The organism is Curtobacterium sp. Leaf261 (assembly GCF_001422205.1).
In the GTDB taxonomy this organism is placed as follows: domain Bacteria; phylum Actinomycetota; class Actinomycetes; order Actinomycetales; family Microbacteriaceae; genus Curtobacterium.
Genome location: NZ_LMMJ01000004.1, coordinates 59132 through 79027 on the forward strand (window position 1 = coordinate 59132; position 19896 = coordinate 79027).

19 protein-coding genes are annotated in these 19896 nt (G+C 67.2%); 6 read left to right on the forward strand and 13 right to left on the reverse strand.

Translation table 11 applies throughout. The annotated features are described in order from the left end of the window. Position 1 precedes the first annotated feature (1 nt). The 10 genes from ASF23_RS04660 to ASF23_RS17710 form a co-directional block, all read right to left on the reverse strand. Positions 2-223: a hypothetical protein gene (locus tag ASF23_RS04660; protein ID WP_055949825.1), complete on the reverse strand. Its 222-nt coding sequence runs from the start codon at positions 221-223 to the stop codon at positions 2-4. 444 nt (positions 224-667) lie between these two features. Then, complete coding sequence (locus ASF23_RS04665; RefSeq protein ID WP_055949828.1) at positions 668-1750, reverse strand: C40 family peptidase; 1083 nt, start codon at positions 1748-1750, stop codon at positions 668-670. Between the two features lie 3 nt (positions 1751-1753). Further along, entirely contained in the window at positions 1754-2215 is a 462-nt protein-coding gene (locus tag ASF23_RS04670; RefSeq protein WP_082473829.1) for a hypothetical protein, read from the reverse strand. Positions 2216-2219: 4 nt separating this feature from the next. Continuing rightward, positions 2220-3518: a ParA family protein gene (locus tag ASF23_RS04675; protein ID WP_055949834.1), complete on the reverse strand. Its 1299-nt coding sequence runs from the start codon at positions 3516-3518 to the stop codon at positions 2220-2222. Between the two features lie 31 nt (positions 3519-3549). After that, positions 3550-5052, reverse strand: a complete 1503-nt coding sequence (locus tag ASF23_RS04680; protein WP_235510786.1) for an ATP-binding protein — start codon at positions 5050-5052, stop codon at positions 3550-3552. A gap of 11 nt (positions 5053-5063) precedes the next feature. Beyond that, on the reverse strand, positions 5064-6593 hold the full coding sequence (locus ASF23_RS04685) for an SCO6880 family protein (RefSeq protein ID WP_055949841.1): 1530 nt from the start codon (positions 6591-6593) through the stop codon (positions 5064-5066). Then, positions 6586-7893: a hypothetical protein gene (locus ASF23_RS04690; protein WP_055949844.1), complete on the reverse strand. Its 1308-nt coding sequence runs from the start codon at positions 7891-7893 to the stop codon at positions 6586-6588. Before ASF23_RS04690 ends, ASF23_RS04685 begins: the two co-directional genes overlap by 8 nt. A 25-nt stretch (positions 7894-7918) precedes the next feature. Continuing rightward, on the reverse strand, positions 7919-8695 hold the full coding sequence (locus ASF23_RS04695; protein ID WP_055949845.1) for a hypothetical protein: 777 nt from the start codon (positions 8693-8695) through the stop codon (positions 7919-7921). 25 nt (positions 8696-8720) lie between these two features. Continuing rightward, complete coding sequence (locus ASF23_RS04700) at positions 8721-9074, reverse strand: TrbC/VirB2 family protein (protein ID WP_055949848.1); 354 nt, start codon at positions 9072-9074, stop codon at positions 8721-8723. After that, positions 9071-9658, reverse strand: coding sequence for a hypothetical protein (locus tag ASF23_RS17710; RefSeq protein ID WP_235510787.1), 588 nt, complete (start codon positions 9656-9658; stop codon positions 9071-9073). The genes ASF23_RS04700 and ASF23_RS17710 overlap by 4 nt, the downstream gene beginning before the upstream one ends. Before the next feature lie 310 nt (positions 9659-9968). Here ASF23_RS17710 and ASF23_RS04710 point away from each other — a divergent pair, with 310 nt between their 5' ends. The 6 genes from ASF23_RS04710 to ASF23_RS04730 all read left to right on the forward strand — a co-directional run bounded on the left by ASF23_RS04710 (position 9969) and on the right by ASF23_RS04730 (position 15638). Then, positions 9969-10658: a hypothetical protein gene (locus tag ASF23_RS04710; protein ID WP_156364207.1), complete on the forward strand. Its 690-nt coding sequence runs from the start codon at positions 9969-9971 to the stop codon at positions 10656-10658. Continuing rightward, positions 10655-11143, forward strand: coding sequence for an ImmA/IrrE family metallo-endopeptidase (locus tag ASF23_RS04715; RefSeq protein WP_055949857.1), 489 nt, complete (start codon positions 10655-10657; stop codon positions 11141-11143). Before ASF23_RS04710 ends, ASF23_RS04715 begins: the two co-directional genes overlap by 4 nt. Next, complete coding sequence (locus tag ASF23_RS04720; protein ID WP_156364209.1) at positions 11140-12075, forward strand: hypothetical protein; 936 nt, start codon at positions 11140-11142, stop codon at positions 12073-12075. Before ASF23_RS04715 ends, ASF23_RS04720 begins: the two co-directional genes overlap by 4 nt. After that, positions 12072-13175, forward strand: coding sequence for an alpha/beta hydrolase family protein (locus ASF23_RS04725; protein WP_156364211.1), 1104 nt, complete (start codon positions 12072-12074; stop codon positions 13173-13175). The genes ASF23_RS04720 and ASF23_RS04725 overlap by 4 nt, the downstream gene beginning before the upstream one ends. 112 nt (positions 13176-13287) lie before the next feature. Further along, positions 13288-13524, forward strand: a complete 237-nt coding sequence (locus ASF23_RS18165) for a hypothetical protein (protein ID WP_156364213.1) — start codon at positions 13288-13290, stop codon at positions 13522-13524. Positions 13525-13802: 278 nt separating this feature from the next. Then, positions 13803-15638: a hypothetical protein gene (locus ASF23_RS04730; protein ID WP_055949868.1), complete on the forward strand. Its 1836-nt coding sequence runs from the start codon at positions 13803-13805 to the stop codon at positions 15636-15638. 1374 nt (positions 15639-17012) lie between these two features. Here the strand turns inward: ASF23_RS04730 and ASF23_RS04735 are convergent. From ASF23_RS04735 to ASF23_RS04745, 3 genes are all read right to left on the reverse strand, one after another. Next, positions 17013-17978, reverse strand: a complete 966-nt coding sequence (locus ASF23_RS04735) for a replication protein RepA (RefSeq protein ID WP_162236700.1) — start codon at positions 17976-17978, stop codon at positions 17013-17015. Positions 17979-18232: 254 nt separating this feature from the next. Beyond that, positions 18233-18730 carry a ParB family protein gene (locus ASF23_RS18170; RefSeq protein ID WP_156364217.1) on the reverse strand — a complete coding sequence of 166 codons (498 nt, stop codon included), beginning with the start codon at positions 18728-18730 and terminating at the stop codon, positions 18233-18235. A 160-nt stretch (positions 18731-18890) separates the two neighbouring features. Then, positions 18891-19844, reverse strand: coding sequence for a ParA family protein (locus tag ASF23_RS04745; protein WP_162236702.1), 954 nt, complete (start codon positions 19842-19844; stop codon positions 18891-18893). Positions 19845-19896 lie beyond the last annotated feature (52 nt).

Genomic DNA, 19896 nt, shown 5'->3' on the forward strand with positions numbered 1-19896 from the left:
CTCATTGGGGGTCCCCTTGCCGGTCAGCGGTTTCCGCTTTGGTGAGTAACTGGCGGACGCGGCGCCGGGACAGCCCGGATGCTTCCGCGGTGCCATGCTGGCCGAGCACCGGGACGGCGGCAACGATCATCTCGTCGCGCTCCCGGCGGGCCTTCTTGTACGCGTCGACGACGTCGTGCAGTGCGTCCGCGACGCCGGTCATGGTGCGGCCGATCCCGGTCATGCTCACCACGTCCGTCCGGTCCAGAGCGCCACCGCCGGCACATCCCGCAGCCCGGGCCCGTCGAGCTCCAGCCCGCCGCCGAACCGCACGACCGGCTCGGCCGGCGCGAGGGCGCCAGCCGATCCAGGACCGCGGCAACGCTGCCGAGACCATCGGTGAATGCCTCCACACGTCGGTACCGGTGGTCGGGCTGGTACTCCAGCAGGTCGACCATGTGCTCGGCAGCGGTGACCGCGAGCAGGTCCGGTGGCATCTCCCCCTCGAGCGGGGAGAACAACGCGCCGACCGACGCGGTCCGCCCTCGCCATACGAGCGTCGTCCCCTCGAGCCCGGCGAGGTCCTCGAGTGTCACCGTGGCCGCGTCGACGCGGTGCGTGAGTGCTGTCATGGTGTGCTCCTTGCTTCGTTCGTGTACCGGCGTCGACGGCGCTCAGAGGCCGTCGCTCAGATACCGTCGGCGGGTCGCCAGACCTGGCCGTTGGGGGTGCCCCAGACCTTCTGGATCTTCACGACGTCGCCGGGCTTGGGAGCGGCGATCATCATGTCGCCGCCGAGGCTGATGCCGACATGCCAGGCGTCGTTGCCGCCCCAGAAGATGAGATCCCCGGGCTGTGCTTCCGACAGCGGGTGCATCTGCCCACGGGCGACGCCGTTGCGCCACTGCGTGGTCGCGGAGTGGCCCGCGTCGATGTTGATCCCGATCTGCGCGTACGCGACCTTCGTCAGCCCGGAGCAGTCCCACACGTTCGGGCCGGCACCGCCAAGGACATACGTCTTCCCGAGCTGCTGCTTCGCGAACCCGATGACCTGGTTGATCTGCGCCGCGTGCGGCCCCGTCGCGGGCTGCTCGCCACCGACCAGAGCGTTGTTCGTGCCGCCAGCGGCGGCACCTGAGGCCGCTCCTGCGGTGCAGGCAGCGCCCTCGGTGGTCTGCGACACCGTCGACACCGTCACCCCCGACAGGGCGTTCATCATCTCGACCGCGTACGCCGACTTCGTCGCGTACGCGTCCGGGAACGCCGATCCCTCGACGGACTGAGCTGCCTCGCCCGGGCTCATGGTGTCCCAGCCGGGCACCGTCACCAGGCGTTCGTAGAACGCAGTTGTCGCGTAACTGATGTCGGTGATCTGCGCGTGGGCGCCCCACCCCTGGGAGGGTCGCATCTGGAACAAGCCGGCGGAGTCGCGGTCCCCGCCAGAGAGGTTGTTGAGCGTGGACTCGGTCATCGCGGCCATGAGCGCGATCTGCTGGGCGTGCTGGGTGAGCCCGCGCTGCTTGCCGATCGAGATGATCGCCGCGGCGTTCTTCACCTGGTCGCCGGAGTAGGGGCCGACCTTCGCGGGGAGGCTCCCCTCCTGCACCGCCACGGCGGTACCGGACACGGTGCCCGTCGCCCCGCAGGTCGCGGCCGCGGCGTCGTCGTCGCCGGCGCCGGTGATGATCGTGAACAGCACGACGACGATCACGACGACGCCGAGGATCGGCGCGAGCGCAACGATCGCGATCATGCTCCCCTTGCCGCCCATGAGCTACTCCTGTCCGGCGTTGATGTAGGACGCCAGCCACGGGTCCTGCTTGGTGTCGCGGTGCAGCGTCACGGTCACCGGGCCGCCCGTGGAGGCGGTGAACTGGTACGCCCGGTCCGTCGACGTCTGCTGATCGCCGACGGGCTTTCCGTCGTCGTGGACGTCGGCGCACGGGACGTTCGCTGGCTGGACCGCCGAGTAGAGCTGCCACGCGTCGGGAGTCAGGTACGGGGTGAGGGAACGCTGCCACGCGTTCTTCGCCTTGTCGGGCTGGCAGAACCGGTCCGAGACCGTGAGGGCGACCGCTGCGGAGCTCGGCGCGGCCGGCGTCGACGGGATCGGCGTCGATGACTGCGCCGGGTTGGTGTGCGTGTGCTGCAGTCCGTACGCGACCTTCACCACAATGACCGCGGCCACGACGATCACCACGGCCGCCAGGACTGCGAGTACCCGCTTCCACGTCATCGGCTTAGAGCCCCTTCGCGACAGCGGCGCCGGCCGCGAGCCACGCGAGCTTGGTGGGCTCCTGCAGGGCGTCGTAGTTGATGACACGGGCCTTGAGCCCGGCGTCGTACGGGATGGTGAGGACGTCACGGCCGAGGCCGGCGTCCTTGAAGCGCTGCACCTGCTCGGCGACCTTCTGCGGCTTCACGTCGCTGGTCTCGACGCCGACGATGACAACGGCGTTCTCGGCGAGCTCCCGGTACCGGCCGCCGGCCGCGACGAGCTGCCCGAGGAGGAGCGCTGCGGACTCGCACCACTTGTCGTCCGTCGTTGTCGGGACGACGAGCTGGTCCGTCCGGTCAAGGCCGGCGAGCCACATGGGGTCGGTTTCGTCGTTGCCGGAGTCGATGAGGACGAGCCGGTAGAACTTGGTCAGCACCTTGTGGACCCGGTCGACCGTCTCGGCGCCGAATCGCTGTCCGGAGGCGAGGAGGTCGGGCTTGGACTTCAGGACGTCGTACCGGTCGCGGGTCTGGTGGTGCACGTAGGAGGCCATGTCGGCGGACTGTGCGCTGGTACCGAGCAGACGGTCGATGTCTGGCAGTAGGTCCAGCACGGACGCTTCGTGCCGGGCGCTCTCGGTCGACCATCCGAGCGTGCCGCGGGTCTGATTGTTGTCCCACGCGACCGTCGCTGCCCCGGAGTACCGGGCAAGGATCGTCGCCAGGCACACGGTGGCGAGGGTCTTTCCTGCCCCGCCCTTGCCATTGGCGAGCATGATCGTTCGCGGGCCGACATGGTGCTGGCTGACCAGGTGCATCTGTTCCCGGTGCAGCCGCTCCGCAGCCGACGGCGCCATCCGCAGCCCCGCCCGGGTGAGGAACCCGCGGAACCCCGTCGTCGCAGGCTCCTCCACGGTGTCCTGCGAGAGGAATGACTGCCGCGCCTCACGACGCGTCGTCGGCGCTTCGACGACCGGCGATACCGGTGCGGGTACCGCGGTGACGGGGATCTCGCGGGGCGTCGGCGGCGCCGCCGGCGCGGGACGCGCCTCCCACGGCGAGTCCGAGTCCGCTCCGTCACCCACAGGGCCGGTGACAGGGGCGATCACGCCGGCACGGTCGATGCTGAACAGCGTGTCCGCGCCGGTGCCGGCGTCGTGGCTGCGCACGACGCGGACGGCGCCGGCGTAGGCGGCGCGCTTCTGCAGCCAACCCATCGCGTCCGGGTAGGCGCTCTCGCCGGCGAAGGTGGCGTCACCGATGGTGACGGTGTCGCCGTTGGCGACGAGGTCGTAGTCGACCTGCACGGTGCTGCCTGTCATGATCGTTGGTCCTGTCTGTCGGTGAAGGGCGTTACTGGTAGCGGGCGTCGGTGTCGTGGTGGTCCATCTGCGTCTTCGTGCGGAGCATCTTCACGGGGATCCCGACCCGTTCGGAGATCTTCAGCAGCACCTTCCCCGCGCCGGGAGGGGCACCCTTCGCGCCCTTCTTCCGTCGGCTCCCATGCCAGGTCTCGGCCTGGTTGAACTTGGCGACCGTGTTGATCTCTTTCGGTGTCAACGGCCGCACCTTGCTCAGCTCAAGCAGGTCGTCGCGGCTGAGCCCCATGAGCATCAGCAGCCCGGAGCGTTCGATGAACCCCTTCGCCTTCTCCCGGTCGGCGGCGTTCGGCAGCGACAGGAGGTCCTTCGGGGAGTGCGAGACCTTCAGCTCCGCGGCGCCCACAGAGCGATTCGTGCGGGAGAGCCCGTCGACGAGGTCGACCATGCCTTCGCAGGCGCGGATCGGGTACCAGAACTCATCCATCAGGGACGTGTAGCCGCCCCACCGGATCTGGGGTTCGTACTCCTGCCCGTTGGCGTGCGCCTCGACCTGCTGCGCGAGCTCGTGCTGCGCGAGCTCCCAGTGCGCGTCGATCGCGTCCATGCCAAGCGACCAGGTCGACAGCATCGCCGCGGAGAGCAGCTTGGTGTTGCCCGTCCCAATCGAGGACGTGTCGAAGCAGAACCCACCAGGGTTGCCGGGTCCAAACTCGACCGGGTTGGTGCCGGACAGCATCTGCCCCATCTGCCCGGTCATCAACGACCGGAGCGTCTCACCGAGTCGACGGAACCGTTCGTGGAACTCCGTCGCGTCCAGCAGCCCGGTGCGCTCGAGCATCAGCGGGGACACCTCTGCGTACGCGCGCAGCAGGTCTGCCGTCACCGGGACGTCGTTAGGTCCGGAGCGTCCGAGCACGGTGTCGACGATCCCCTCGATCGCGGTCTCCTCGATGTCGAGCACCGGTTCCTGTGCGCCGCGGCTGATCTTCACCACCAGCTTCGCCAGGTCGATCGACTTCGCCCGCGCCAGCTCGAGCAGTTCATCACCGACCGTGCCGCCGATCCGGCGGGCGGCGTAGCCCAGGGGGCCAGGCGAGAGCAGGTTCAGTTGGTGCCGTGCGCGTGGCCCGATGGAGAACACGGTCCCGCCGAGCTCCTCGATCCACGGCACGTGCTCACCCTTGATCGGGTCGAAGATCGCCGGCGTGAGTCCACGGCCGACCTGACCGCCGATGAGGGTCTGCGCGGTGCTCGACTTCCCGAGCCCGTTCAGGCCGAACAGGAACGCCGACGGGGACGAGATCACGTTCGCCCGGTAGAGGGCGTCGTGGTCGGTGCACACCGCGGAGTGGGTGTTGATGTCCTGCCCGAGCGGGGCACCGTCGATCGGACGGCCGGTGCCGGCACCGAACGGGTAGATCCCGCACAGCTGCACGCTCGTGGCGTACCACCGCGGCGGCTGCGGCATCTGCTCCCACCCACCGCCGTACGGGGCGAAGAACCCCGACGGCGTCCGCTCCAGCTGCTTCGTCATGCTCTTCGCCATCACTCGATCCGATCCGTGACCTGCTGCACCGCGGTCGCGTACGCCCACGGCAGCACCCCTAGAGGGAGCGTGGAGTGGAACGCGGCGGCGGTGTCGGTCTCGACGAACCGGTACGTCAGGTCCCCGGCACCCTCGAGGATGCTTTTCAGCTCCGTCGTCGCCTTCCGGATCCCCTGCGGGGTGGCGTCGAACGTGACGGTGACCTCGATCGCGAACGCGGACATTGCCGCTCCGCCCATGAGATCCAACTGCGTCTTGTGCGCCAGTTCCTGTCGGAGCTTCGCGAACTCGTCGCTGCCACCGGTCGCGGTGGTGGTGTTCCGGCGTGCGTTCTCACCGACCTTCTTCGCCGCCCTGAACGCCTTCCCCTGCGACAGGGGCCGGTAGAACACTGCTGCGCGCTTGCGGAGGAACTTCCCGCTCGGCCGGAACAGCACGTTCATCAGCTCTTCCGTGATGTGCATCTGCGGCGGGGCGACCATCATCGCCGTCATCGACGCGACCCCGTCGTGGTAGCAGATCCGGCGTTGGTCGTCGTGGAACTCGTCCGGACCGGCCTGGGTGACCTTCATCCGGGACGGGTGCCCTGCGAGCTCGTCGGAGCCGAACTCCCGAGCGCGCGCCGGCTGGTACGCGACCCGCACCGCGCGGGCCAGCTCACTGCTGGTGGCGACGACCGGACCGCCGGCGCCAGCCGCGGCGAGCTTCTCGCGGTGGTTCGGCAGCTTCGCGGCGATGTCCGCCGCGGCGTCCTCGATGCTGTCCGCCAGCTCGTTCACGTTCCACACCACCGACGCGAACACCTCCACGTCCGCGTAGGTGCCCGACAGGGCACGGGCGCCCTCGCGGAGCTGCCGCTGCGCGGCCGCGGGAGCGTGCGGGGACACTTCGTTATCGATCTTCGTGATCAGCGGTGCGATCGACTCCTGTGCGGAGTCGACCACGATCACCGCCCCTTCGATCGCGGTGTCGCGGGACAGCGACGCGATCCAGCCGCCGAAGTCAGACACCTGCCCATCGATGCGGTCCTGCGGGAGCAGTTCGGTGCCGTCGGGGTGGCAGGAGAACGTCGCTGCGAGCAGTGGGTTCCGGGAGTCCTTCCGGTGGTGCAGGAGGACGTACTCCTCACCCTCACCGTCGGTGCCGGTGATCTCCTCGAGGTCGGCGAGCATCCCGGGAAGCGCGGTCAGTGACTCGTTCGGCAGGTTCGAGAACAAGCCGGTGACGTAGTGGTTCGTGCCCGCGCGGGCACGCTTGGCCGCGATGTGGCGGTCCCACAACACGGCGGCGGCCGTGCGGCCTGCAACCGGGTCGCCCCACCGGACGATGAACACCGCGTTGAGGACGACGCCGGCGACCAGGGCGACGAGCCCCGCGATCCACCAGCCGACGACGAGGCAGACCACCATGACCATCACGCCGCCGAGGAGCATCCCCCAGCCGAGCAGGGTCAGCCCGCCGAGGGTCCCCTTCGTGGTCGGCAACCAGTTGCCGAACTTGACCCGCTTCTGAGTCGCCGCGTCACTCACCGATCATTCCTTCCGCCGTGTTGCCTGCATTCCTGACCCCGTCGGCGGCGGATCCCGCCGCCGACAATGCCGCGCGAGAACCTGCGGATTGCCCTGATCCGGAATCGGACGCACCACTTGCCGCCGGTACGCCACTGCCGCCCCCAGAGGCGCTGCCGCTCGCACCATCGCTTCCGCTCGCCCCGGCCGCGGAGTCGCCGCCGACCATGCCGGCTGCACCGTCACTGCTCCCGCCGGATCCACTGGCGCTGGCATCGCTGTCGCCACCACCGGCGACCGGCGACGAGTCCGACCCGAACCCCGACGACTGCGCCGCGCTTCCCGCGACGTCGCCGCCCCCGGCAACGCTCGCGGTCGACGTCGTTGAGGACGTCGACGCAGCAGCCCCCGCGCCAGTCGCCGCCCCGCCGGTTGCGACCGCGGCGCCCACCGCGACGCCGGCCTGCAGTGCTGCAGCGCCCACGCCGAGCGCCATCGCGCCGCCGATCGCGCTCCCGAGCGCTCCCGACGCTGGGACAAGCAGCCGCATGATCGCCGGCAGCGCTACGACTGCGAGGACGATCAGCATCAGCCCGTAGAGGACTCCCCCGACACCGTCCTGCCCGTCTTTGAGTCGCCACGCGAACGCGTAGATCGACGCGGCGAGGGGGGTGTAGATGATGAACGCGATGATCCAGGCGGTGATCTTCTCGAACGCCTGCTCACCCCGCTTGAGCAGCGCATACGACGCGGAGATCTGCCAGAACGCGTTGAGGAGCAGCAGCAGCGATTGGCGGACGAACATGATGACCCACTGGAGGCCGACTGCGATCACGCCGAGGAGGCCGAAGATCAGCGCCAACCCCGGGGACGATGCCGCGAATCCGGCGATCGTGTACCCGCCCGTGGCGCTGATCCCCGACTGCTTCAGGATCCACTGCGCGTACGCGTCCCCGCCCCAGACGAAGACCTGAATCGCGGCGGTCCCGAGGGTGATGACCGCTACCGCCCGGCTGAGTGCGTGCATGACCTCCTGGAACGGCTCCCCGCGGTGGGAGTACATCACCCGCGTGCCGGCGACGACGAGGCCGAGGGTGAGGAGCGCGATCGTGATCGGCAGCGACGTGTCCTGGAACCAAGAGGTCGCCTTGTTGTCCAACGAAACCAGGAACCCGGAGCTCATCCAGCTCGTCAGGAACTGCTTCATGATGTCGTCGTACGCGGAGAACATCGTCTCCGCGGCCTGCTTGAAACCGCTCGACGCAGCCGACTTTGCTCCGGCGCCGACGAGCGCTTTCGCTCCCTCGCAGCCAATGGCCATCTGGCAAACAGTGTCCCCGACGCCGTTAGCCATCGGTACCTCCCCATGGAGTGAAGTCGCCCGCAGAGGGCGTGAGCGGATTGCCCGAGTACAGCTCTCCGCTGTCGAGCACGGAGACCTTCCAATCGCCGTTGACCCAGACCATCGTCAGAGGAACGGCGTAGTAGCCCGTTGATCCGGAGGGCTGGGTGAAAACGACGTCGACGATCGCGCGGTTCTTGGTGAACGACTCGATCGAGTAGCCGGCGACACTGAGGCCCTGGGCCCGCATGTCTTCCGGCGACGTCTGCGCCTTCACGGTCCCGTCCACGGTGATGGGCTTGCCTGCGCTGTCCGCAATGTAAAAGTTCAGCAGCTCGCTGACGCTGTGTCCCGTGTCGTACTGGCCGAGGTACCCGGTCGTCGCCGCAAGCGCCGCGCCGGTCCTCGTCCGTGCGAAGCACGCGGGGAAGCCATCAACCTTCTTGGTCGGTCCAACCGCCGTCGATACCGGCCAGGTGATGCCGCCGCGACCTGCATGCCAGGAGAGATCGGTCGGCACGTTCTGTGCTGCCTGCCCGGTCGTCGGGACGTTGCACAGACCGCCCGCGGCAGCCGACGCGCTCGAGGTCGGAGCAGGCTTGCTCGCAGAGCCCCGGTCGGCGTTCTTCGCTGGGGCGAACACGCCGAGCAGGGTGGAGAGCAGCACCACGACGACGACGAGTGCGAAGACGACGATCGCGCCGATGGCTGCGGGCTTGGAGTTCCAGCCGCGCTTGACGGTGTCGCCGATGCTCTTGGTGTTGCGGTTTCGTTCTGCCATGACGGCCTCCCGGGGTTGGTGTCGGTTACGCGCCGGGGATCGACTTGCAGTCCGCCGACACCGACCCGAGGAAGATCGAAGCGACCCCCGTGGCCGCACCGATGAGAGCTGCGCCGCCGATCCACCAGCCGAGACCCTTCAAGGTCTCCCCGCCGTCGTGGCGCTTACCGGAGAAGAACATGCCGATCCCGAGAATGATCAGCGCGATCACCCCGAGCGCGATCGCGGCGATGCGGGTCCAGAGCGTTGCGGTGTCGAGGGCGTCCTGCGCCTTGCCCGGCAGGCAGTACGCCTGTGCGACGACCATGCCGGCACGGTTGGTGGCGTCGAGCGCACGCGGTGACTTCGCGACGACGGCGTAGATGGCGTTGCTGATCATTCGGCCTTCTCCTTGTTCGACTGCGCCCCCAGGAGCGCCTTGGTGACCCGCTGCACGGGTCGGGCGAGCTGCCCGGCCAGTTGAGGGGAGATTTCTGCCACCGCCCGAAGGCGGGGAAGCCACGGCACCGGTACGACCGGTACGGCGCCAGCGAGCACGCGTTGTTCGCGCGCTGCAGCTGGGACGGGCTTGCCGGGTGCATCTGCTACGACCAGCACCGCGCTGACGGCGGCGGTGCCGAGCGCGTGGATCACGGCCTTGGCCGCGTTGAGGACGGCGGGTGTCGAGCGGCAGACGAGTACGACCGGACCGGTGGGCTCATCGGTGAGCTGCGCTTCCGGGAGGTCGAGCAGGAGCGCCCACGTGCTCGCCCCGGCGCCGGCGTGAACGCCGACCACCGACGCCCGCGGCTGTGCCGGGGTCACTGGCTGTACGCCCGGACCCGCCCACCCCGTGGCGTCGTCGCCTTCAGCGACCGAACTGCCGTCAGGTCGAAGCACGACCTTGGTTACCCGGAATCCATCGGTTACGACCACCCGCACAGGTTCGGTTTCGTCGACCAGGCGGGCGACGGCGCCAAGCACCGTACGACGGTGGTCCTCCCCCGCCGCGACGGTGAAAACGTGGCCGTTGACTGCCCACACAGGGCCGACAGCGTGCGTGACGAGGACCGGGGGTGTCAGCTCCGCAGAGCACTCCGTGCAAAATCGGGACCCAACCCTGCAGCTGCCGCACATAGGGCAGGACAGTGGACGTGTTGCAGTCCCCTGGAACGGACGGACACCGGCGTGAGCCCGCTCAGCCCGGGTCCGAGAGTCATCCGTCCGGTTCATACCTCGAGTCTACTCGATTAGGTAATGCTGTCTACTCGTATGTGATCCGTACAATCGAATTGTGGGTAGAACACCAGCGGGCGCTCCGAACGACCTGGCGCGAGCGATCGTTGCCTCCATCGAGCGCGAGCGTGAGCACAGGGGTGTGTCGACACCGGTTCTGATTCGAAGGACCGGGCTCAGCGCGAACTACTTCTACAAGCGGGTCCGCCTAGAAGCGCCGTTCAACCTCAACGACCTGCAGATCATCGCCGATGCCCTCGGTGCCAGCCCTCGCGTCTTCCTCGAACCGGCACTCACCGCGTATGAGCAGAGTCGGGAGTCCGAAGGGGTGCGCGCCCCGGCAGAGGTTCTGCGCGAGCGAGCTCAGAAGGTCATTGCAGTGTGGGTAGCGAACCATCCAGGACGGGACGTCCAGGCGGCGGTCGCTGCAGCGGTCGACGGGCTCGCGAACCGGATCACTCCCCGCCAGTGGCTCCGGTTCATCGACGGGGACGCCGCCACCCTGACCGACGATCAGGTCGCAGCAATCGCCACCTACTTCGACGTCACCCCGGACTACTTCCGCAGGGCCGAACTCGGACCAGTCGAAGACGACCTCGACGCGCAGATCGAGATTCAGCTCGCTCTCGCCGACACGGGCGCACTCCGTCTCGCCGCCCGTCAGCTCGGGACTGCAGATCCAGCTGAACTCCGCGCTATCGCCGCCGCCATCCGCACAGCTGCGATCGGAAGGGAAGCACAGCCGTGACCGTTGCCGACGACATTCAGGCCAGCGCCCAAGCTGCGATCACGCGGCTGGAGCTCTCCGCCGCGCGACGCGACTTGGCGGGGCTCGTTTCCTGTGTGGCGACGGTCTATGGCAAGCCGATCGACATCAAGGCGATACCCGCGGAACACCAGCTAAAGGCCACCGGACTCTGGGTCGACTTCCCCGATCGAGGAGTGGTGCTCTACCGCTCGACGGACCCGGTCGCCTACCAGCGGTTTTCGGTCCTGCACGAACTCGGTCATATCGTCGCTGGCCACTCCGGGTGCGATCTACTCCCGGACGAAGCTGTGGGACCGGTGGCCGGTGCGCGGACCGTTCGGAAACGCATCCCGAACACCGACGTCCCGACGGACAGCATCTCCATGGAAACGTTCGAGGAGCTCGTGGCGGAGGAAACGGCATACGAGTTCTTGCGGTGGCTCGTCACCCGTCCTACGAACCCGGCCGAGGACGCCTTCGCGTGATGCTCGCGATCCTCACCGCCCTCGCGGCCACCCTGTTCGTCCTTCGCGCACCAGCAGCATGGAAACGACCTCAAGCCCGGCCTGGTTGGCTCACGACCGGCTTCGGGCTGCTGGGCTTTCTCACCTTCGGATTTGTCATCCCCGAACCTCTGCTCGACAGCTTCCTCGGCGGCCGAAATGTCATCGCTCTGGTGCAGACCGCAGCCGCCTCGGCCGCGTTCTGGTACCTCCGGAACGGGATGCTGATCCACGCCCGCAACGGAGTGCAGGCCCGGCCATGGCAGCTCATCCTCGTCATCGGCGCGCAAACTGCAGCGTTCATCGCGATGCCAGACCACGGCGACGTCAACGACCCGGTCGCCTACATCCACCAGAGCCTCCCCACCATTGCAGGCTGGCTCTTCATCATCTTCTACCAATCCACGATCCTGGCCCTGAGCCTCGATTCGCTTCGCATCCTCCGCAACGACCGACGCCTCGACGCGCTCTGCTTCCGAGCTGGTCACGCCCTCACCGCCCTCGCAGCGACCAGCGAACTGATCGGCGTGACCATCTGGCACTTCGTCGGCCACTCCAACCCCGCATCGCGTGTGACCTTCAGCGTCTTCCAGATGCTCTTCTATCCAGGGGGCATGCTCATTGCCAGTGCGTACCTGCTGATCTGGGGCCGCAAGATTGCCCGCACCGCACCATGGCAGTTCCGACAGCGCTACCTGCAACACCTCCTCACCCGCCGGAACATACCCGCCCGGACACGTCAGCGAGATGGCGACGACCAGCTCCTCGCCGCGTACGAGATGTTCGTCGTGGTCAGCAACCACCTCAACATCGGCGACCTCGTCCTCACCGAACGTCAACAACGGCACGTCGAGCGAATCGGGTCCGCGATCGATGCCGGCTTCAGCGAGACCACCACTCGGGTCGCACAATGACGCCGCTCGTGCGGGTGCTGACGGGTGCTGCGATCGCCGTCGCCGGCGCGTACGTCGGCATCGGCGTGGTCATCGCTCGCCGCGTCGTCCTCCCGCGGCCCAAACGACGCGTCACCGTCACCTCCGCAGACCCGGACGCGATCACCCTCCCCGCCGACGCCGCGACCACTGCTCCAGGAATCCACCGCGCGTACTTCGGGCCGAACGGTGAAGCGAACGTCCTGCTCGGGCAAGCCGCCCCAGTACCCGACACCGACACCGTGCGCCGCCCCATCCTCGGCGGTCGGACGCCAATGGCAGGTGATGGACTCATCCTGACCGGGTACGTGCCCGACCGACCCACAGATCTTGGATCTCCGTTCGAGGACATCACCTACTCGAGCCGCACGGGCCACGCCGCATGGTACTTCCCGGGCGATCACACAGACCTGTGGACCATCCACGTGCATGGCATGCACAGCGAACGACGCGCAGTCCTCCGAGGCCTCCCCCCTGTCCTCGACGAGGGCTTGCCCGCACTCGTCCTCACCTACTCCGGGGACCACGAAAGCAGCGGACCAGAACGAGTCACCCTCGGACAAGACGAAGCGCACGACGTCGACGACGCCATCTCCTACGCCCTCGCGCACGGAGCACAACGCGTCGTGCTCTTCGGATGGTCTATGGGAGCAACGGCAGCGGTTTTTGCCGCATCCCACGGCACCCACACGTCAGCGATCGCCGGGATCGTCACTGTCTGCCCGGTGTTCGACTGGCAGCAGACCATCACCGCAGGCGTCCGCGCCGCACATCTCCCTGCCATCCTTAGCAGCGCCGGCGTCTTGGTCCTCACCGCCCCACTCCTTCACTGGCTAGGGGGGCTCCCGCGAGCACTCGACCGGCAGCGTCTCCGCCCCGAACTCCCCGCTGACCTCCCGATGCTGGTCATCTACAGCCGCGGCGACGAACAAGCGCCTCCGGCCACGACCGAGGCCCTCGCCGCTCAGAGCGACGCCGTCACGCTTGTCCGTTTCCAGAATGTCCCGCACGGGTTCGAGCTCAACTCCGACCCGGACGGATACCTCGCCCGGGTCCGTCAGTTCCTCCGGCTGTTCATCTAAATAGGTAGGTGATTCTACTCAGCGGGGTAGACTTCGCTACATGTGCTCCCGCAGTGCCGACACACCACTGTGCCTCACGGTATGTATGCATACTGTCCGGCACAGTAAGCACATGAGCGCAATGAAGGCACGCGTGCGCCGCCCAGATGGAGCACCAACGGTGCTCCTGCAGGGGCGCGTTTCACCCGAGGCCCGGTCCGAGGTACAGGCAGCAGCAGCACAAAGCGGCGTTTCGGTCGCGTACTACCTCGACGCGCTCATCGCACAGATCGTCGACGAGCGCGGAACACTCCCGACGGTTCCCCGCCCACGCCCGCAGCAAGAGGAACTGCCCATCACAGACCTCTAACGACAAAACCCCCGCCGAAGCGGGGGTTCCGGGCAAAGCCCAAAGTCTCGCTCTCGAACCTGCCCAAGCCGCCAAGCAGATCAGGTTCCAGAGATACCCGATGAAGAAGCCCGGTTGGAGCCGGGAGCCTTCGTCGTACCACCACTCCAAGGAGGGGAGGTGTCACCATCGTAACGCACACTGCTGCGCCCAGTGCATATGAATCTGCCCGCGTGTCGTCTGCCGATACCGCGTGGGCGCTGACGCGTGCGATCACGCCTCGGCGATACGTGAACCGCATGATTGCGGAGGCTGACGGGACGATCCGGTCGAACAGCTACCCGTCGAAGTTCCCGACTGCAGGGCCCACTCCCCCGTCGACGCCGTGGACGATCGATCTCACAGACCTCGACGGGCGGTTCTGGTTCGCCGCGTTCGACCTCGACGCGAAGACACCGGAGGACTTCGACCAGGCGGCCGAGGACCTCGGCGTCCTGGTCCGGATCCTCCGCGACGCGCACGTACCGCACGTGGTGTGCCGCTCGAGCCCGACCGGCGGCTTCCACGTCTGGGTGCCGCTCGCCGGCGTGGACAAGGCCACGATGGTGCAGCTCGCCGGCGCCGCGCGCGCCGTGCTGCCGTCCCTTGATCACGGTCTGCTCTGCAACGACCGCACGGGCGCCGTCCGCCCGCCGCTGACTCCACACGCACGAGGTGGCGCGTCCGAGGTGATGGCCGGCGCCGATGACGTCGACGTGCTCCGCACCCCGACCGTCACTGCCGGCGATTTGCTCCGTGTCACCGCGACATTCCGTGAGCTCCGCCCGACCGTGGATCCTGCGGACTCCTCCCCCACCGGGCCCGTCGATGCCCGCCACCGGGTGCACCGGTCGCTGCCGGCGTGGGGTGCGGCACACATGGGAACCGTCGCCGGCGGCCGCGACCCATCCCGCACCGGCTACCTGTGCCTCCTCGCGGCCGCGGTGTCCGGATGGACCCTCGCCGACGTCGAGCACGCCGCGAAGACCGCACCCGGCATGGAGCACTACCGCACCCGCAACCACCCCACCGGCGGCCGTGAACCCCGCACCGCGGCGGAAGCGGCCGCGCGCCTTGAGCGGCAGTGGACGAAGGCGCAGGAGCGGGCCGTGCTGTACCGGTACGCGCCCGAGGAACGGCAACAACGCGACCTCGCCCAGCTGACCGGCATCGTCGACGTCGTCGAGGCCATGCTGCAGGCGTTCACCGCGTCCGCCGGCCGCTGGACCCGCACCGAGGCGGACCTGCACGACAGCACCGTCCTGACCTACCTCGCCTGGCTGTCCCTGCGCTCCGGCTCACGCGACGTCGGCGCCGCACTCCGGTCCGTGGCAATCGCCACCGGCATCCCCTCCAGCACCGTCGACCGCTCACTCCGCCGCCTCCACGCAGCCGGATGGATCACCCGCCGGCGCCAGGCAGACGGCCCCAACGCAGCCGTCTGGCGGCTCACCGACCGGTTTTCCACAGGCCCTGTACATGTCGGGCCACTTCACAATGTGACCGCCCGCCCCCCGGCCGAGCTCTTCGACGTTCGAGTCGTTCTCCTGGGCGCTCTAGAAGACCGGCTCGACGCCGGACGGCACGACGTCTTCACCCGCGCAGGACTTGGACCCACGGCCCGCCGCGTCTACGAGAGCCTGACCACAGACGAGCTCGCTCCCGAGGTCGTCGCTGACCGTGCAGGGCTCCCCCGCGGCCGCGCACGAGCAGCAGTTGCACGCATGCGCCGCTGGACCCTCGCGATCGCGACACCCACCGGCTGGCGCCGACGCCTCCAGGACTTCCGAACGCACGTGGCTAAGCAGCTCGGCGTCGACGGGATCCTCCAACGTAGAGAACAGCAGTACCGCGACGAGCGCGACCTCTGGGCCTGGTGGCAGAACCACCTCATTCGAAAGGCCGGCCGACGCGGCCGCGACCGGACCCCCACCACGCAACTCGTCATGTTCCGATCCGTCGACGACCACGGCGGTCCCGAGGCGTACCCGGCGTACCCGTGCTCGAGCGACGGCCGTACCGAGCACCGGGAAGCTATGTGGATGGTTCGACACGGGCTCTTGCAGCAGCTTCGCGACCTTGAGCTAGCCGCGTGACAGCGTGGATGCAGGTCTGTTGGTCTTGTCACAGTCGACCAGCTTGGTCTCGGCTGAAGTCTTGCCGTTACGCAGGCATATCCGGCCCCGGTCGTTAGCGTTCTACCGCCCTTCGCCTGTCCGAAGCGACCGAATTAGGTCCGAGGGAAGCCAAAGCGGCGGGCGGACCTGCCCCGGCGAACCTCCGGAGGGCTTCTCCACAGGGAGCAACGACGAGGACCGGATACCCACACCGGCCGCGTGGGTATCCGGTCCGGATTCGTGGGTGTCTGGTCCCAAGCGCGTGGGTGTCTGGTCCCAAGCGCGTGGGTATCCGGTCCACATTGGCGAAGACCCTTCCCTCGCCGATCGGCATCGGGGTGCGGATCCAGCACTCGGCATCTGCCTCCCCCTGTAGTACTTCCTGTAGTTCTTTCCGGTAGCTGATCTACGAACCGAGCAAACGCAACCATAGAGCGGCGGCGAGTTTTGCACAGGCGCTCGGGCTCAACGCCTTTCATTGACTAAATTTCACTTCACTGAGCGGGTCGCCGAGGGACTAGATACCCACGTCCGAAGACGTCACGGTCCGGCGTCCGAGTTCCGCTAGCAGCATGGGGACCGGGCTCCCGATGCTGCTGGCTGTCGTTGGCCCAACCAGCAGCGAACCACGAGGCCGACCCAAGGCCAGGCCCGAAGCGAACGGACTAGACGCCCACGCGAAGATCTGCGCCACTGTTAGGACCGGATACCCACAGGTTCGCAGTCGCGAGAGTTCCCACAAGAACCAGATACTTACGCGGCCGAACCGACGACCCGAAGCGAGAGGACCAGATACCCACGCACTGCAACGTCCTCAATCGTTTCAGGGAGCTACAAGCCCTGTGAGGACCAGATACCCACGCACAGGCGCTTGCCACCACTGTGGTGAATCACTGACGAGTTGTCTGTGCGGACCAGATACCCACGCCGAGCCTGGACATCGCAGTCGGGCAGGGAGAGTAACCGTCCCTGGTGGTGACGTCGAGGACCAGATACCCACGCAGTGGGACCAGATACCCACGAATAAAGCGGCGTCGGACCGTCGGAGGCGGACTGGATACCCACATGCACCGGGCATGATCGCCCGGCAGAACTGTGGACGAGATACCCACGGATGACTCGGTACCCGCGCCGGCGTCCACCGCCAGCGTCGGCGTAGATCAGAGATTCGTCAAGCCGCGGCCGTCATGCGGACCGTTCCAGCGGGCCCAAGCCATAACGGAGGACCAGATACCCACGCTGTGCTGATCGAGCTGACGGTAGAGAAGAGCAGCGTGGGTATCTGGTCCCCACTGGCACACAAGAGGCGGGACGCCGACTGGCGCCCCGCCTTAGGTGCCGGCGCCACTCGGACTAGCCCTCGACTTCGCGCCGAGGCTTGGTCGGCTCCACGTGCGGCTTCGAGGGCCGGAGGATGAGGTACTCGGGCGTCGGCTCCACGCGGGCCTCCGGGTAGATGATCCTGATAGCTCGGAGGTGTCCCTCAAACGCCGCTTTGAACTTGTGTGGTTGCGAGTACTGGGCCCCGAACTGCAGGTTCAGATCGTTCCACTTGATGCGTGTGGGCTTGCGGAGGTAGAACATGCGATACGTCAGCCAGAGGTAGATGTCCATGCGCATCGCCGACTTGCCCAGCGCCTTCATGGCGTTGAGATCAATAGGAACGGGCGAGGAGACGATCGAGTCGTAGAACCGCTCTGAGAGGGTCACCGTCGACTGCCAAAGCCCTTCGTTGTCCTCGACGTCGTCCTTGCCGAACCAGAGGCGGACGCTGTCAGCGATGCGGAAGTACTCGATCGCCTCACCGTGACCGTCTGGTCGAATCTCCAGGCCTTCAACGCTGAGGTTCGCGCCGAACAGGCGACGCAGACCGTCCGCGACCCGCTTCGCGTCCCGGCCACCATGTGCGAGGCCAATCTTCTCCATGAACGCTTTCATGGACCGGCCAAGCTCGAGCTGCTTGCTCTGCGTCAAGACCGCCTCGGTGGCCATCCAGTTCATCGCCTGCCGCGGCAGCACCCCGTAGGGATACGCAGGCGTCCGCTCCCCCGTATCGGCGTCTAACAGCAGTGCCGGCTGCATCATCAGTGACACCGAGCCGTTTCGCCGCTCCCAGTACGGGATGTTGCCGGGGTTGCGGTACGGGAGGGACACCTGCGCCCAGATGCGTGCCGAGTAGCCGATGTCCATGGCGTCCTCGTCACCGCCTTCGAGGTTCGCTGCGTAGTTCACCAGACGCGCGGTCGTCTCGTCGATGCGAATTGGAGCGTCAGCGGGCACATCGATAAGTGTCAGCTCGGTTGCGAGGGTGTCGGTCATCAGGACCTTCCGGGGCATGATGGAAGCAGTGGTCGCGCGGAAGCGGACTTGGTCAGTGCGTCCCACCCGGCAGAGCGCACTGTGCCTGGCGCTCCCCCATCCGAGTTGGTACCCGCACAGCGTGGCTGCGGATCAGATACCCACGTCGGAACTTGCTCGGCGTGTCGCAGGGTTCCTTGCTGGCAGCGGTACGGATGCATGCCTTCTGATCCAGGTGGTCCCTTCGACATTGCCGTCGGAGCTGACCGCGGTCGTCATTCCGTTCGGCGGATGGGACGACCCCGAGGTGCCTGCTTCTGGCGCTGCGGGAACGGCTGACCGTTGTTGTACGTGTCCTCGAGACGCTTGGTCTCGTCCATATAGATGCGAACCAGGATGTCCTTCGGGGTGACGTAACCCTCGTTGAGCATCGCAGCAGCGAACGCGTTGTTGAACTTGTCTCGGTCACCGCGTCGAACCTCAAACGTCACCTTCACGATGTCGTCCGGGTGCTCCGCCCCCGTGTCACCGTCACGACGCCGCGTGTACGGCGTCGACGGCACCGGCACCGCCTGAGCGGCCGTAACCGGAGCCGGCTGCACCGGCGGGAGGGCTATCGTACCGGTCGGCTGTGGTGCGACAGGTTGCTCGGGAACATCCGACGGTCGCGGAACCTGCTCGACGGGCGAGAACGGCGAGAGCTCCCCCACTGCCACAGCCTTGGAGTCGAAGGTATCCGTCGCTTCGGGAGGCGACGCGATGGTCTGCTGCACCGTGCGGTGAGGGGCGGGCGGAGGTGGGCCTACGGTGCGCGTTGGTTCTTGCGTCACCTGCTGCTCCTGCTGCTGAGCCGCGCGGTTTGCGCGCAACAGTGAAGCCGCCCCTCCCCCGCTGCTCGGCCGCTGCGGTGGACCAGCAATCGTTCGAGCGTCCTCAGACATGCGACCCCTCCGTCTCTGCAGCCTCTGCCTCAGCGGTAGTCAACCGCGCGGTAAGTTCCTGCGTCACTGCGTAGAGGCTGTCAGCGACGTTCCCGGCAGCCTGCGGGCCAGCGGAGATGTGCTTGGCGCCACGACGGAGTGCCTCGTACCACTTCTCCTGCTTCTGGACGCTCTTCTCCAGCTCGTGAACGAGGACCCGCTTCTTCCGAGCGGCCTTCGCGGTTGCACCGGAGTGGCGGACGTAGCTGGTGAAGATGAACTTCCGCGCCTTCTCGCTCTCAAGGGCCTCGACGACATCGTCGGAGAACTCTTGACGCACCTTGGTTTCCGAGGTGCTCGAGTCGAAGTTGACGACGCCGAGGAGGTCCACTTCAGGGTTGATGTCCACGACCTTGTCGAGGCGTCGAGCTGTGAGACGTAAGCCGTCGATGCTCGCGTCGTCAGCCTTCGCCGGGATGAGGATGTACCGAGCAGCGGCGACGGCGAGCATCTGGATGCTGTCGATGTTTGGCGGGCAGTCAAGGAGGATGAGGTCGTAGTTGTCGCCGATGGCTGCGAGCGACCTCGCGAGACTGAGCCGAGCGGCCGTGCCCTCGGAGCCGGACTGGCTCATTCGCGGGCTGATTCCCTTGTCGAGGATCTCGATGTGCTCTCCCCCGGGCAGGACGTCCAGGTTCGGGCGAACGTTCTTCAGCGGGATGAGAGTGTCACCGAACAGGACTGACTTCGACAGCGCGCTGCCTTTGTCGTCACCGTCGGTGTGGCGGTACCCGAGGTCGAGACCGAGGTTGCCCTGTGGGTCAAGCTCGAGGATGAGCACCCGCCAGTTTGCTTCTGCGAGGATGCCGCCGATGTTGGCGCAGAGCGTCGTCTTGCCGACGCCGCCTTTGTTGTTGATGACGGCTACGACTCGTTGAAGTGATGATCGGTCCAAGGTGAGTGACATCTGCTGCTCCGCGGGTATCGGAGTCTCCCTGCTGGCTGGTGAGACTGGTGAG

Excerpts from the sequence above, each read along its gene's own strand:
- ASF23_RS04700 (WP_055949848.1), bottom strand. The coding sequence starts at position 9,074 with ATGATCAGCAACGCCATCTACGCCGTCGTCGCGAAGTCACCGCGTGCG.
- ASF23_RS04670 (WP_082473829.1), bottom strand. The coding sequence starts at position 2,215 with ATGACGTGGAAGCGGGTACTCGCAGTCCTGGCGGCCGTGGTGATCGTC.
- ASF23_RS04745 (WP_162236702.1), bottom strand. The coding sequence starts at position 19,844 with ATGTCACTCACCTTGGACCGATCATCACTTCAACGAGTCGTAGCCGTC.
- ASF23_RS04735 (WP_162236700.1), bottom strand. The coding sequence starts at position 17,978 with ATGACCGACACCCTCGCAACCGAGCTGACACTTATCGATGTGCCCGCT.
- ASF23_RS04695 (WP_055949845.1), bottom strand. The coding sequence starts at position 8,695 with ATGGCAGAACGAAACCGCAACACCAAGAGCATCGGCGACACCGTCAAG.
- ASF23_RS04675 (WP_055949834.1), bottom strand. The coding sequence starts at position 3,518 with ATGACAGGCAGCACCGTGCAGGTCGACTACGACCTCGTCGCCAACGGC.
- ASF23_RS18165 (WP_156364213.1), top strand. The coding sequence starts at position 13,288 with ATGAGCGCAATGAAGGCACGCGTGCGCCGCCCAGATGGAGCACCAACG.
- ASF23_RS04680 (WP_235510786.1), bottom strand. The coding sequence starts at position 5,052 with ATGACGAAGCAGCTGGAGCGGACGCCGTCGGGGTTCTTCGCCCCGTAC.
- ASF23_RS04730 (WP_055949868.1), top strand. The coding sequence starts at position 13,803 with ATGATTGCGGAGGCTGACGGGACGATCCGGTCGAACAGCTACCCGTCG.
- ASF23_RS04725 (WP_156364211.1), top strand. The coding sequence starts at position 12,072 with ATGACGCCGCTCGTGCGGGTGCTGACGGGTGCTGCGATCGCCGTCGCC.
- ASF23_RS04660 (WP_055949825.1), bottom strand. The coding sequence starts at position 223 with ATGACCGGGATCGGCCGCACCATGACCGGCGTCGCGGACGCACTGCAC.
- ASF23_RS04665 (WP_055949828.1), bottom strand. The coding sequence starts at position 1,750 with ATGGGCGGCAAGGGGAGCATGATCGCGATCGTTGCGCTCGCGCCGATC.
- ASF23_RS04690 (WP_055949844.1), bottom strand. The coding sequence starts at position 7,893 with ATGGCCATTGGCTGCGAGGGAGCGAAAGCGCTCGTCGGCGCCGGAGCA.